Below are 13437 nucleotides of genomic sequence, written 5' to 3'. Positions count from 1 at the left end.
GGGCCTGGCGCCCGCTCAGGCGCGTGCGGCCGGCGCGTCGCGTTCCGCTGGCGGCAGGTATGCCATGCCGTGCTCGTCGTACAGGTCGTAGATGAGCCGCAGCATGCGTTCGATGTCGTCGGACGCATCGAGCATGCGCATGCTCATGATGATCGGCGACACGAGCCGCGCGTCGTCCAGCTCCTGGTAGGACACGTCGTCGCGCTTGAGCCCGTACACGCTCTTCGGCACGATCGACACGCCTTCGCCCGCCGCGACGAGCCCGAGCGCGACCTGCAGCTCACGTGTCTCCAGCACACGCGCCGGCTTGAGCGCACGATCGTGAAATGCGGCGAGTACCTGGTCCGCATAGCTCGGGCGCGGCGCGTTCGGAAACACGATCAGCGTTTCGTCGAGCAGGTCGTGCAGCGACAGCGCCGCGTTCGTTGCGCACAGCCGGTGGCCGAGCGGCAGCGCCGCGATCAGCGGTTCCTCGCGCAGCACGACGCGGCGCACGCTCGGGTCGTTGAGCCGGATGCGCCCGAAGCCGATGTCGATGCGGCCTTCCTTGAGCGCCTTGATCTGGTCCATCGTCGACATCTCGTGCAGGCTCAGTTCGACCTCCGCATGCCGCTGGCGATAGCGGCGAATCACCTTCGGCAGCATTCCGTACAGCGTCGAGCCGACGAATCCGACCGACAGGCTGCGTTCGATCTTGCCGACGCGGCGCGTCATCGATTCGAGCTCGGCCGTTTGCGCGAGCAACTGCACGGCATGCTGGTGAAAGAAGCGGCCGGTTTCGGTGAGCTTCAGCGGACGCGAATCGCGCTCGAACAGCAACGCGCCGAGTTGCTGTTCGAGTTGCTGGATCTGCCGGCTCAACGGGGGCTGTGCGATATGCAGCCTTTGTGCGGCGCGCGTGAAGCTGCGCTCCTCGGCAACCGCAACGAAATAGCGCAGATGGCGGAATTCCATGTTCGTTGGCGTCGAGTGGGGAGCAGGGGGGTGAGCGGGTCTCGCCATTCTATGGCAGCTACGACGCGAGCGTGACCGGTTTTTCGTAAAAATTAGTTCGGTTTGCAGAGCGATTCGCGAGGCATGACGGTCATCGATGCACCAAAGGAGGGCGGCCGGCCGATGCATACCTCGCAGATATGAACCGATACCCATTCGGTGTTGGACTGGCTATTTTGCGGTCGCTACTATCGCCGCAAACAGGTTGCAAGCCCGAACGGAATCATGCAGCAAGGAGACGCCCCCGATCACATTCCCTTTTGACCGGCCGCCGGCGGCGAGTTGAGCGACAGCCTGATGGCGTTCGGCTCGCATGACGCGTCGATCCGGCCCGGTCGTTCAATCCGCACATGCCGGATTGCCGTTCAGTACCCCGAATCAATGAGAAATACCCCATATCAATGTTTGGAGACGGAATGAGATTTCAGCATCTCGCGGGCGGAGCTTTGCTCGGATTCGCGACGGCCGCTTGCGCGCAAAGCAGCGTGACGTTGTACGGCGTCATCGATACCGGCGTCGAATACGTGTCGCACGCCAATGCCGACGGCAAGGGTATCGTGCGCATGCCCTCGATCACCGGCGAGTTGCCGTCGCGCTGGGGGCTGCGCGGATCGGAGGATCTCGGCGGCGGCTACAAGGCCGTGTTCGCGCTCGAGAGCGGCTTCAATGTCGGCAGCGGCACGATGGGGCAAGGCGGGCGGCTGTTCGGCCGGCAAAGCTGGGTGGGCATCGAAAGCCCGTACGGCACGCTGTCGTTCGGCCGTCAGTACACGATGACCTATTACGCGGTGCTCGATGCCGACCTGCTCGGCCCGAACATCTACGGGCTGCCGTCGCTCGACGCATACATCCCGAACGGCCGCGCCGACAACGCGGTGGCATGGCGCGGCAAGTTCGGCGGGCTGACGGCCGGCGCGATGGTTTCGTTCGGCCGCGATTCGGCCGGGACCGGCAACTCGCCGGGGCAAGGCACGTGCGCAGGCCCGACACCGGGCGAAACGACCGTGTGCCGGCTGTGGTCCGCGATGCTCAAATACGATTCGACGTCGTTCGGCGCGGCCGCGTCGTATGAAGAGCAGCGCGGCGGCAGCGCGACGGCCGCTGCGAACTTCTTCGACGGCGTCAAGCCGTTGCCGCTGACGTCCAACGGCGACAAGGACGACCGCGCGCAGGTCAACGGCTACGTCAACGCGTTCGGTGTGAAGATCGGCGGCGGCTGGATCGGCCGCTGGGTCGACACCGATTCGTCGGGCGGCCCGAACGTGCACTCGAACCTGTTCTATCTCACCGCGAACTACTACGTGACGCCCGCGTTCCTGGTCGACGGCGGCGTCTATCACGTCAACGTGTCGGGCCAGGATGCGCGCGCGACGCTCGGCGCACTGCGCGGCACCTACTTCCTGTCGAAGCAGACGGCTGTTTATCTGCAGGGCGCCTACCTCGCCAACAGCGCGCATGGCGCGTTCACGATCAGCGCCGGCGGGGGCGGCACGACGCCCGCACCGGGGCAGAACCAGGTCGGTGTGATGGCCGGCATCCGGCACATGTTCTGAGCGGATCGCGTCGAACAGGCACCACGCGAATCGGCGCGTGCCGGTTCGCTTTCAAGAACGCAAATAACTCGAGAGAAGACGGAGGGGCGGTATGAATTCGACGACAAGCGGCAACGGCGGTCGCCGTGCATGGCGTGCGGGCGTGTGGGCGGTCGCGTCCGCAACGGCAATCCTGGCCTTGTCAGGCTGTAACGATCATGACGTGGAGGCGCCGGGAAGCGGCACGGCAACCGCCGCACTCGCATGCAACGACACGATGAAGACACGGTTCGTACCGGATGCGAACACCACCGTGATTGCGGTGAAGGCGTTCAAGGCCGGCGATCCGCTCGTGCTGACGGCATCGGCCGCCACGTCCGCGACGCCCGTCGCCGGCAGCGACCTGTGTCTCGTCAAGTTGAACGTGGGCCCGGGCAACGCGGGGCCGGCGGGCGCACCGTCGACGTCGGCCGGCATCGGCATGGAGATCTGGCTGCCGGCGCCGGCGAACTGGAATCACCGGATACACAACCTCGGCGGCGGTGGCTGGCAGGGCGGCGCGTATGACGACCCGACGCAGATCGCGAGTGCCGGCGGCGTGCCGGGCGCCGCGACGATCGCGGCCACCGAGGGGGCCGCGGTCGGCACGACGGATACCGGGCATGCCGTCCCGAACGGTTCGTTCGCGATGAATCCCGATGGCACGATCAACACGACGCTGTGGGGCGACTTCGCGCAGCGCAGCCTGCACGAACTCGCGCTGAAGACGAAGGCGCTGGTCGCCGCGTACTACGCGACGCCGCAGAAGTATGCGTACTGGGACGGCTGTTCGACGGGCGGCCGGCAAGGCTACAACGAGGTGCAGAACAACCCGTCCGACTACGACGGCTACCTGAATGGCGCGCCGGCATTCAACTGGTCGAGGTTCATTACAGGCGAACTCTATCCGCAAGTCGTCGCGCAAAGCGATCTCGGCGGCGTCACGCTGACCGACGCGCAGCAGGCGCTGCTGTCGGGCGCGGCCGTCAGCGCATGCGATTCGGTCGGCGGCCAGCATCTCGGTTACCTGATGGACCCGGCGCAGTGCCGCTACGATCCGGCGCAGGACGCGAACGTGCTGTGCTCGGGCGTGAAGATCGGTGCGGTCACCGGGACGAACACGACGGCCGCGTGCGTGACGGCCGCGCAGGCGACGGCGATGAACAAGACCTGGTACGGAATGACACGCGACGGGGCGGTGCCGGGCCCGGCCGCCGACATTGGCACGGGCACGTCGCTCGCGAGCAACCAGCTGTGGTTCGGGCTGATGCGCGGGACGGTGACCGGTGCGCTGGCCGGCGCGTCGCCGTTCAGCATCTCGACCGACCTGGTCGCGCTGGAGCTGCAGGATCCGACGATGGCCGGGAGCAACTTCACGAACGCGACCGGAAACGGCGCGAACAAGTGGAAGGGCCTGGGCTATGCGGGTCTGGCGAACGCCTACGATCAGGGGATTGCATTGCAGCCGTCGTTCGGCAACATCAATACCGACAATCCTGACCTGTCGGGGCTCGTGAAGGCCGGCGCGAAGGTGCTGCACTATCACGGCCTGGCCGATCCGCTGATCACGCCGTCGGGCAGTATCAACTACTACGAACGCGTGGCGGGCCGGATGGGCGGCATTCCGGCCGTCCAGCAGTTCGACCGGCTGTTCCTGGTGCCGGGCATGGGGCATTGCAGCGGCTATGGCGGCGTCAACGGCACCGCCGGCCCTGCGCAAACGGCCGATACGGTGCCGTTGCCGCATGCCGATCGCCAGGACCTGTATGCGCAGCTGGTCAACTGGGTCGAGAACGGGAGCGCGCCGGCCCGCATCACGCTGACGTCGGCGGACGGCAGCGCGAGCCAGCCCGTCTGCATGTATCCGTCGAAGGCGACGTACAACGGCTCGGGGTCGATCAGGGATGCGGCGAACTATTCGTGCAAGTAAGGTTAAACACCACGTCGCCCATGCACGAGCGGCGGCGATGCGTTGCGTCAGGCAGGCCGCAGGTGCCGGACGCACCGTGACCGCGGTGATTCGCTGGCTCGTCGATGCAGTCGCGCGCAATGCGAGTACGCTGACCGGATCGCACATCGACGAAGCCGGGGGCGTGACCGGTATTCGCCGGCGCGGTATGTGCCGCGTGGCTGGATGGCGGGTGTTGCGGCGGGCCGCGCCAGGCACCGGTGCCCGTCTTGCGGTCCGCTTGCGCGACCGTTGGCGGCGCGGCATGCGGATTGCTGCGCCGCCAGGTCGCCCGGGCTGGCGTTGCCGGCTTCGCGGCGACAGCCGTACGACACGCAATCGGCGCGTGGGGCTGCCGTCCCGACAGCCGCGCAGCGTCTCATCCGGAGAAAACCGATGACCGAACGCCCATCCCCCGATACGACAGCGCCGCACGCGGAGCCCAGTGCACACGACGCGCTTGAACACCTGCTCGGCAGCCTGCACCGGCATGGTTTCCTGCATTTCGCGAACGAGGTCGTCAGCGCGAATGCGCGGCTGGCCGACACGTTCGTCGACGCGCTCGACAAGCCCGGCATGCAAAGCGGGATGCAGAATCTTGCGGTGCTGCTGATGGCGCTGTCGCGCATTCCGCCCGAGCAGTTCGGCAAGGCCGTGTTCGCGGCGGCCGACGCGCTGCATCATGTCGGCGCATGGCAGCCGGCGCAGCATGAGCACGTTGCGCCCGGCGTGCGCGGCGCGTACCGGCTGCTGCACGACGAGGCGCTGTGGGATGCGCTGACGCCGTTGCTCGAGGGCCTGAAGGTGTTCGCGCAAGGGCTCGCGCGCGATCCGCAGTCGCCCGTTACCCCGCCCGGCGAGAAGCCTGCCGGCACCTGATGCGACGCACCGGGCGACGGTGAAGCCGCGTGCCATCGCCGGCGCGCGGCGTCATTCCCAGGCGTGCTTGCTGAACTGATAGCCCCGGGAGCGGATGGTCTTGATCCGTTTCGGTTCGGTGGCGTCGTCGCGCAGCTTGCGGCGCAGCTTCGAGATGCGGCCGTCGATCGAGCGATCGAGGCCGTCGAACGCGATGCCGCGCAGCAACAGCGTCAGGTCTTCCCGGCTGACCACTTCGCCGGCGCGGCAGACCAGCGCCCACAGCAGGTCGAATTCGGTCGACGTCAGGCGCGGCATGCTGCCGTCGGGAAGACGCACGCGGCGATCGGCCCGGTCGATCGAGAACTTGCCGAACACGAATCGCTGCGGCGAATCCGGCAGGCGCTCGTCCGCAGGCAGGCGCGTTCGCCGCAGTTGCGCCTTGATCCGCGCAAGCAGGAGGCGCGGCTCGACCGGTTTGCGGAGAAAGTCGTCCGCACCCAGCTCCAGGCCGAGCAGTTCGTCGAACGGTTCGTCGCGGGCCGTCACCATGATGATGGTGCCGTCGTATTGCACGCGCGCCTCGCGGCAGATCTCGAAGCCGTCCTTGCCCGGCAGGTTGATGTCGAGCAGCACCAGGTCGGGACGGTTCGCGACGATGGTGGCGACGGCGCCGCCGCCGTCGAACAGCGTGTCCACCTGGTAGTGATGCTTGCGCAGATAGTCGGCGATCAGCGCGGACAGAGGAACGTCGTCTTCGACGAGCAGGATTCGGATGGGCATCGCTGAACGAGGGGGCAAAACGGGAAAGTGGCGAGCGGTCAGGCCCAGTCCGGACGCGTCATGGCTGAAGCGACGTGGATGATACTGCGCAACATTCCGCCGGAATGTGACGAAATCTGATTCGTTCGGTGAGCTTATCTATGGGGAAAGCGTCGCCGCCGGGCGCAAAGCGCATCGCCGGCGGCACGAGGCCGCGCCCGTGGTCGAAACGGTTCAACGCGATATCCGGCGCGGCACGGACGAGCGGGTGCGATCGGGCATCGTTCAGACGAAAACGTTTGCGGCAATCCGCTGCCGCGAAGGTCGTGCATCCGGGCCGAGCCCAGGCCGGGCAAGGTTACTCGACATATCATTACAAAATATTACCGACGTGGCCGGGCGCCGCTCCCTACAATCCTCGCACCTGACACGCGCGCACGACGCAGCGCGATTTCGTCCGTTTCCCGGACGTATCGGCTGCGGGTTTCGACGACGCGTCGAGCCCTGTCGCTCATGCGCGGAATCGCATGCGTGCGTGCCGGATTGACGCCGCGCCGGCGCCCGACGGGCAGGCAGACAGGCGAAACCAATAACAGACGGGGATGCGAAATGACGCCGTTGCAAGTCGTCCAGAGTCTCGACGCGCTGACGCACGCGATCGAAGTTGCCGTTGCGCGGGCTGACTGGAGCGAGGCCGTGCGGGCCGCCGGGAGACGTTCGAGATTCGTGGTCGCCCTTGGGGCCGATCAACCGGACGAGGTCATGTCGGCGCTCAGGCGAATGCAGGAGATCGATGTCCGGATCTCCACCGCCGCACGCGAAACGTTGCAGGCGCTCGTCGCGGAGGGCTGGGCGGCGTTGCGCGACACGCGGGCGGCGACGAACGCGTCGAAGGCGGAGCCGCGGCTCTACGAGGCGGGCGCAGCGGCCGCGCGCTGTGCGGCCCGCGCGGGCCTCCGGTTCACGTTCCGTCCGGCAACGCGACGCCGATATCCGCTTTCTCCGGTGGTGGGATGAAATTCAGAAAACGCACCAGCTATGTCGATGCAACCCGGTGGTTCGTCGAGGGCGACCATGACCGTGTGGAGCATCATCGGGGCATGTGGGCGGTCGCGACGCCGGAAGGCTGGCGTCCGGTGAAGCCGGGCGACTGGATCCTGCTCGACGCATGCGGGCACTGCTGGCCGATGGACCACGATCTGTTCGAGCGTTTCTACGAGCCGGCTGCCGAGTGACGCGAGCGCCGGCGATCGCGACGCCCACGCTACCGGCTCGTGCGCGAAAACATCAACGAATCGGCGTCGTTGAAGCGGATGCGCCGCGGCTCGCCGTAACCTGCCTTTTCCGCCACGCGGATCGACGCGACGTTGGTCGGCGCAATCAGGCACACGCTGCGCTCGAACCGCTGCTGCGCATCGAGCCACGCCAGTGCGGCCGCAAGCGCCTCGGTCGCATAGCCCTTGCCGTGTGCCCAGGTCGCGAGTGCCCAGCCGGCTTCCGGCACGCCGCGAATCGGCGGCTCGATGTTCCGGTGGAAATCCGCGAAGCCGAGATCGCCGACGTAACGGCCCGACGCCTTTTCGCGGATCGCCCAGTAGCCGTAGCCGAGCAGCGGCCACAGCCCGCGATACGCGAGCAGCCGCATCCACGAATCGCGCGGCGCGGACGGCTGGCCGTTGAAGATGTGCGCGACGACGTCGGGCTCGGCCCACATCGCGGCGAGCGCGTCGAAGTCGCCGAGCGGATGGCCTTCGAGGACGAGGCGCGGCGTATCGAGAACGGGCGGGGAAGAAACGGGCGGCATCGGGGTTTCCGGAAAGGGGAGCGTCGGGCGCGGCTAGACCGTCAGCACGTCGATGCCGCGCTGACGCAGATCGTCGACCACGGCCGCATCGGCGCCGGTATCGGTGATCAGCATGTCGAGCTGCTCGACGCTCGCGATCACCGACAGGTTGCGCTTCATCAGTTTCGACGAATCGGCAACCGCGATCACCTGGCGCGAGATCTTCAGCATCTGCGCGTTCAGCTGCGCCTCGAGCAGGTGTGGCGTCATCAGGCCGATCTCGGGATCGAGGCTGTCGACGCCGAGGAACAGCCGGTCCGCATACAGCCCCTGCAGCGCGACGACGGCCTGCGGCCCCGACAGCGAATAGGAGTTCGGCCGAAGCTGCCCGCCGGGCATGATCAGGTTGATGTGCGGCGCGGCCGCGAGCAGCACGGCCACGTTCAGCGCATTCGTGATCACGTTCAGCGACTGCAGCTTCATCGTGACGATCTGCTTTGCGATTTCCTCGGTCGTGCTGCCCGAGTCGAGCAGGATCGTCTCGCCGTCGCCGATCAGCGCGGCGGCGGCCGTCGCGATGCGCACCTTCTCCGCGTGACGGAGCTTCTGCTTGACCGCGATCGGCACCTCGTCGCTTTCGCGCAGCACGAGCGCGCCGCCGTGCGTGCGCAGCACCGCGCCGGCCGCTGCGAGCGCGTTCAGGTCGCTGCGCACCGTGACGAGCGAAATGCCGAACCGCTCGGCCAGCTCCTCGACGGTGACTTTCTCCCGTTCGCGCACCAGCTCGCAGATCAGGCGGCGGCGTTCCTCGACGAGCAACGGTGCGTGATCGACGGCAGGCGGGGGAGGCACTCTGTGAGCGGGCATGTCCATTTCGGCAAGACAGGGAGCCGAAATGATATCAAAACCCCTGCCCGGGCTGGAGCGCACGCAATGCCGACGGATCGAGCGGCCGGCCCGCCAGCCGGGCCGCGTGGACGGCCGCGCCGACATGCGGGCCGAGCCGCGGTGCGGTAAGCACCGCTTGAGGCACGCAGCGGGCGAGCGCGTCGCGCAGCGGATCGAGCACGAGCGCGCCCGCATTGAACACGCCGCCCGAATACGACACGGGCAGCGGCTGGCCGGGCGGCCAGTCGAGCGCGCGGGCGACGCCGGCCGCGAGTTGCGCGAGCTCGTCCGTCCCGCGTTCGAGCAGCGTGTGCGCTTCGGCGTCGCCCGCGCGTGCCGCGTCGATCACGAGCCGCGACAGTTGCGCGAAGCGGCTGCGCACGGCGCCCGAATTCACGGCCGCGCACAGGTCGAGATCGTGGTCGAGCGAAAAGTGCGTGCGCACGATGTCGAACAGCGGCCCGCGCGCGGCGCGGCCGTCGGCCATCCGCGAGAACGCGGCGAGCCCTTCGCGCGCGAGCCAGTAGGCCGAGCCCTCGTCGCCGAAGATCTCGCCCCAGCCGCCGCAGCGCGCGGCGCGGCCTTCGAGTTGCCCGTACGCGATCGACCCGGTGCCGGCGACGATGCTGATACCGTCGCCGCCGGCCAGCGTGCCGGCCCAGCTGCACACCATGTCGTTGCCGATCCGGTAGCGCTCGCGCGCGAACAGCGGCGCGAGCAGGCTGTCGAGCTCGGGCAGCAGGCGGCTGTCCTCGCCGTACGCGGGCAAGCCGGCGAATGCATACGCGATCTCGTCGCGTGCGACGTCCGCCGCGGCCAGCACGGCGTGCACGCCGTCGGCGAGCAGCGTGCGCAGCGCGTCCATGCCGATCTCGAGGTAATAGCTGGTGGTCGTTTCGTGGCGCGCGAGCACACGGCCGTGCGGGTCGATCACCAGGAACGCGGTTTTGGTGCCGCCGCCGTCGATGCCGAGAAAGAGTGGAGTCATGTGGGCTGCCCCGCATACGGATGAATGGTGACGCCGGCGACGACGCGGTTGACCGTGCCGGACGCGCTCGGGTTGTCGGGCGTGAGCCCGAGCCGCAGCGACGCAAGCAGCGCGAAGCACTGCGCGAGGATCAGCGCGACGGGCGCGAGCGCGAGGTCGGGCAGGCCGGGCGGCAGCGGCACCGTCAGGTCGTCGTCGGACGGCGGCAGCGTCCCGGTGGTGCCCGCGCCGTCGGCTGCCGCGACGCCGATCGACAGTATGCCGGCCGCGCGGTTTTCGCGCCGCAGTTCGCGCAGCAGGTCGAGATCGTAGCGGCGCGTATGCGGATCGCCGGACAGCAGCACGACGACGAGCGTGCGTTCGTCGAGGAACGTCTTCGGGCCGTGCCGGAAGCCGAGCGGCGATTCGGCCATCGCGACGATCAGCCCGTCGGTCAGTTCCAGCAGCTTCAGCGCGGCTTCGCGCGCGAGCCCGAGCAGCGCGCCGCTGCCGAGATACACGACGCGCTCGGGCAACTGCCGCACGTGCGCGGCGATGCGCGACGCCTGTTCGCGCAGCAGCGTGCGCGCGGCGTCGGCCAGCGGCCCGACCGGCATGCCGGCCACGCCGAACGCCCAGGCCGCACCGAGCAGCATGCCGCTGAAACTGGACGTCATCGCGAACGCCTGATCGTGCGTCGCCTCCGGCAGCAGCACGACGTGCGCGCGCGGATGCGTACCGAGGCGGCGGTTCAGCAAGCCGTCGGCCGCGCATGTAAAGACGAGATGGCGGCAACCGTCGACGAAGCGGTCCGCGAGGTCGACGGCCGCGACGCTTTCGGGGCTGTTGCCCGAGCGCGCGAACGAGACCAGCAGCGTCGGCACGCCAGGCTGCAGCGTGTCGCCGGGATTCGCGACGATGTCGGTGGTGGCCACCGCTTCGACGCGGCCGCCGAAGCGGTGCCGCAGCGCGGGCACGAGGCACTGTCCGATGAACGCCGAACTGCCGGCGCCCGTCAGGACGATGCGCAGGCGCACGTCGGCGAGCAGTGGCGCAAGAAACGCGTCGAGCGCCGCGCGTTGCGCGTCGACGACGGCATGCACGTCGGGCCAGACGTCGGGTTGCTGGGCGATTTCGCGGGCCGTGTGAGCGGCGTGGCGGCGGGTGAGGTCGGCGGGATCGAGGTCGAGAAATTCCATGAGCAGATCTGAGGAGAGTCGGTCACGCGGCACACGCGTGAAGATACGGACGGACGGCCGCGGCCGTGCCGTCTTGCAACAATGCGCTCGCACGCAGGTCGAGCCGCCCTTCGCGGACGGCCTCGTACTGGCGCGGCAGATGCTGGCTGATCAGCGTGAGCGGCGGCGGCGCTGCATCGAGGCGCGCGAGCAGGTCGGCGCACGCGCGCTGCACGACCGGGTGGGTCCAGTAGTAGCGGATGCGGTCGCTCAGGCTGTACGCGAGGTCGAGTTCGAGCTGTGCGCCGGCTGCGTAGTAGTCGCGCCAATGCGCGGGTTCGTTGCGCATCACGCCGAGCACGGTCGCGATGAAGCCGTCGTCGCCGCCGAGCCATTCGCGCTCGATCGCGGCGAGCGCCCACAGCGTTTCGCGCATCGCGAAGGTCACGCCGGGGCCCACCTTCAGGATCGCGAAGTGATCGCGTGCCAGTTGCGCGAGATTGTCGGGCGTCTGGTAGTCGGTCGAATGCGCTTCGAAGACCAGCGCGGGTTCGCGTTCGATGAACGCGCTCAGCGCACGCGCGTTACCGGCGTCGTAGTCGATGACCTTGTGATGGTCGAACTCGACACCGGGCTGCACGACCATCGCGATCACGCGCGACCACGTATCGTCGAGGCCGGCGCGCGCGAATGCGTCGCGATGCAGCGCCAGCGTCGAGGCGGCCGCGCCGGGCGCGGTGACTGCCAGCGTATCGAGCGTCTCGTGCGCGCCGCCGGGCACCGGCACCTCGGTGCCGATCACGTAGACGGGCGCCTCGCCGCGCGGCGAGCCGGCCGCCCACGCCGCCTCGGCGGCGCGGCACAGGCGCACGGCGCGCGCGGCGATCTCGGGCTCGGGCAGCGGCGACGGATCGTCCGCGCACGACATCGAGCAGTCGAGATGCAGCTTGCGGAAGCCGGCCGCCACGTATTGCGCGACCATCGTCTCGGCCTTGTCCATTGCTTGCGCGGCCGGCAGCCGGCGCCATGGGTTCGGGCCGAGATGGTCGCCGCCGAGCAGGATCGCATCGGGGCTCACGCGTTCGCGTGCGGCGATGTCGAGCACGTGGCGGCGGAAGTCGTGCGGCGTCATGCCCGTATAGCCGCCGTCCTGGTTGACCTGGTTGCAGGTGGCTTCGATCAGTGCAGGGCGCTCGCGCGCCGCGCATTCGCGCAGCGCCGCGGCGATCGCGACCGGATGCGCGGAGCATACGGACGGGATGCCGATCGCGGGTACGCCGTGCGGCGCGCGACGCGGTGCCTGTTTGTGGCGGCGGACGAGATCGAGCAGATAGTTCATGCCGATTCCCCCGCCGCGCCGGTCGCCGCCGCGCTTTCCGGCTGCAGCGCGAGCAGCAGCGCGGCCAGCAGCGCCAGCGCGATGCCCGTCAGCTTGCTGCCGGTCGGCGTCGTGCCGGTGACGGCCATCGAGATCACCGACGTCAGCAGCGGCGCGCCCGCGTTGACGAGCGGCGACACGACGATCGCCTTGCCGAAGCGGAACGCGTACACGAGCGTCAGCGCGCCGATCGCATTCAGCACCTGGATCACGGCCGCGAGCCCCGGGCCGTTGAGCCCGTAGTTGATCGTGCGGCCGAAGTCGGTCATCCACAGCGCGAACGGCACGCAGAGCAGGCCCGTCAGCGCCATGTAGAAGAAGATCGATTCCGCGTCCATCGTCGCGTTCGCGATCTTGATGAAATACGCCTGCAGCCCCCACGCGACGAGCACCAGCAGCGCGAGCGCGAACCACAGCCCGAACCGGGCAGGCCCCTGGCCCGACTGGAAATCGAACAGCGGCAGCGAGCACAGCGCGAGCAGGATGCCGGCCACGCCGAGCTTGCCCGTGCGTTCGCGCAGCAGCAGGAACGACAGCGCGATCGTCAGCGCCGGCGACAGCGACACGATCGGGAACACGAGATACGGCGGCCCCGATTCGACCGCACGGAACAGCAGCATCTGTCCGCCGGCGCCGAGCAGCCCGATGGCGAGCCCGAGCGCCAGCGACCGGCCGTCGTGCCGCACGCGCCAGCCAGCGCGTCCGAGCGCGACCAGCGCGGGCGGAATCATCGTGAACGCCCAGACCACGTAGATCAGCGTATCGGGGAAGCCCTGCTCGGCGGGCAAGCCGGTGAATGCGCCCCACACGCCCCACAGCAGGGTTGTGACGAGCGCGTGAACGAGCCAGTTGTTTTGCATCGGTCGCGTCTTTCGAAGTAGGTTCAAATCCGTCGAATGCTTTCGTTTGTTGCCATATGAAGCGAAATCGGAGGCTTTCGGCGGGCCGTCCCGACGACGGATCAGCAAAAAATAGCAGAATTACGTGCCGGGAGCCGCCAATCTATGAGCTTTCGATTTCTTTCGTTATTAGTGTAAACCACAAACGAAAGAAATCGAAAGATGAACTAGATTGCCGATCTGCGCGAGGCGGATGCGTCGGCGCACGGCCC

Annotated in this window: 13 protein-coding genes; 5 read left to right on the top strand and 8 right to left on the bottom strand. The window is 68.2% G+C overall.

Features of this window, described 5'->3' with window-relative positions:
* Positions 1 to 15: 15 nt before the first annotated feature.
* On the bottom strand, positions 16 to 954 hold the full coding sequence (locus OHZ10_RS34675; RefSeq protein WP_059241915.1) for a LysR family transcriptional regulator: 939 nt from the start codon (positions 952 to 954) through the stop codon (positions 16 to 18).
* Between the two features lie 455 nt (positions 955 to 1409).
* Between OHZ10_RS34675 and OHZ10_RS34670 the strand changes: the two genes are divergently transcribed.
* The 3 genes from OHZ10_RS34670 to OHZ10_RS34660 all read left to right on the top strand — a co-directional run bounded on the left by OHZ10_RS34670 (position 1410) and on the right by OHZ10_RS34660 (position 5391).
* A complete protein-coding gene (locus tag OHZ10_RS34670) occupies positions 1410 to 2546 on the top strand; it encodes a porin (protein WP_256087457.1) in 1137 nt (378 codons plus the stop codon).
* A gap of 256 nt (positions 2547 to 2802) precedes the next feature.
* Positions 2803 to 4494, top strand: coding sequence for a tannase/feruloyl esterase family alpha/beta hydrolase (locus OHZ10_RS34665; RefSeq protein ID WP_342706427.1), 1692 nt, complete (start codon positions 2803 to 2805; stop codon positions 4492 to 4494).
* 414 nt (positions 4495 to 4908) lie between these two features.
* Positions 4909 to 5391 (top strand): DUF1641 domain-containing protein, encoded by a 483-nt coding sequence (locus tag OHZ10_RS34660; protein ID WP_342706426.1) that lies wholly within the window; start codon positions 4909 to 4911, stop codon positions 5389 to 5391.
* A 51-nt stretch (positions 5392 to 5442) separates the two neighbouring features.
* Here OHZ10_RS34660 and OHZ10_RS34655 read toward each other — a convergent pair whose 3' ends face one another.
* A complete protein-coding gene (locus OHZ10_RS34655; protein WP_174993947.1) occupies positions 5443 to 6153 on the bottom strand; it encodes a response regulator in 711 nt (236 codons plus the stop codon).
* 588 nt (positions 6154 to 6741) lie between these two features.
* Here OHZ10_RS34655 and OHZ10_RS34650 point away from each other — a divergent pair.
* Entirely contained in the window at positions 6742 to 7149 is a 408-nt protein-coding gene (locus tag OHZ10_RS34650; protein WP_256087455.1) for a hypothetical protein, read from the top strand.
* Positions 7146 to 7367 carry a hypothetical protein gene (locus tag OHZ10_RS34645; RefSeq protein ID WP_174993948.1) on the top strand — a complete coding sequence of 74 codons (222 nt, stop codon included), beginning with the start codon at positions 7146 to 7148 and terminating at the stop codon, positions 7365 to 7367. Before OHZ10_RS34650 ends, OHZ10_RS34645 begins: the two co-directional genes overlap by 4 nt.
* A 29-nt stretch (positions 7368 to 7396) precedes the next feature.
* On the opposite strand, the gene OHZ10_RS34640 is transcribed toward OHZ10_RS34645, so the two are convergent.
* From OHZ10_RS34640 to OHZ10_RS34615, 6 genes are read right to left on the bottom strand one after another with little or no spacing between them, the layout of a single operon-like run.
* Positions 7397 to 7936 carry a GNAT family N-acetyltransferase gene (locus OHZ10_RS34640; RefSeq protein ID WP_059241902.1) on the bottom strand — a complete coding sequence of 180 codons (540 nt, stop codon included), beginning with the start codon at positions 7934 to 7936 and terminating at the stop codon, positions 7397 to 7399.
* A gap of 33 nt (positions 7937 to 7969) precedes the next feature.
* A complete protein-coding gene (locus OHZ10_RS34635; RefSeq protein WP_063805315.1) occupies positions 7970 to 8782 on the bottom strand; it encodes a DeoR/GlpR family DNA-binding transcription regulator in 813 nt (270 codons plus the stop codon).
* Positions 8783 to 8816: 34 nt separating this feature from the next.
* Positions 8817 to 9791 (bottom strand): N-acetylglucosamine kinase, encoded by a 975-nt coding sequence (locus tag OHZ10_RS34630; protein ID WP_342706425.1) that lies wholly within the window; start codon positions 9789 to 9791, stop codon positions 8817 to 8819.
* Positions 9788 to 10969, bottom strand: coding sequence for an SIS domain-containing protein (locus OHZ10_RS34625; RefSeq protein ID WP_059241896.1), 1182 nt, complete (start codon positions 10967 to 10969; stop codon positions 9788 to 9790). The genes OHZ10_RS34630 and OHZ10_RS34625 overlap by 4 nt, the downstream gene beginning before the upstream one ends.
* 22 nt (positions 10970 to 10991) lie before the next feature.
* Positions 10992 to 12287, bottom strand: coding sequence for a D-tagatose-bisphosphate aldolase, class II, non-catalytic subunit (locus OHZ10_RS34620; protein WP_174993950.1), 1296 nt, complete (start codon positions 12285 to 12287; stop codon positions 10992 to 10994).
* On the bottom strand, positions 12284 to 13186 hold the full coding sequence (locus OHZ10_RS34615) for a DMT family transporter (protein WP_059241892.1): 903 nt from the start codon (positions 13184 to 13186) through the stop codon (positions 12284 to 12286). The genes OHZ10_RS34620 and OHZ10_RS34615 overlap by 4 nt, the downstream gene beginning before the upstream one ends.
* Between the last annotated feature and the right edge of the window lie 251 nt (positions 13187 to 13437).

The organism is Burkholderia arboris, from assembly GCF_038723655.1.
Taxonomy (GTDB): domain Bacteria; phylum Pseudomonadota; class Gammaproteobacteria; order Burkholderiales; family Burkholderiaceae; genus Burkholderia; species Burkholderia arboris.
This window is presented reverse-complemented; position numbering and strand designations above follow the sequence as displayed.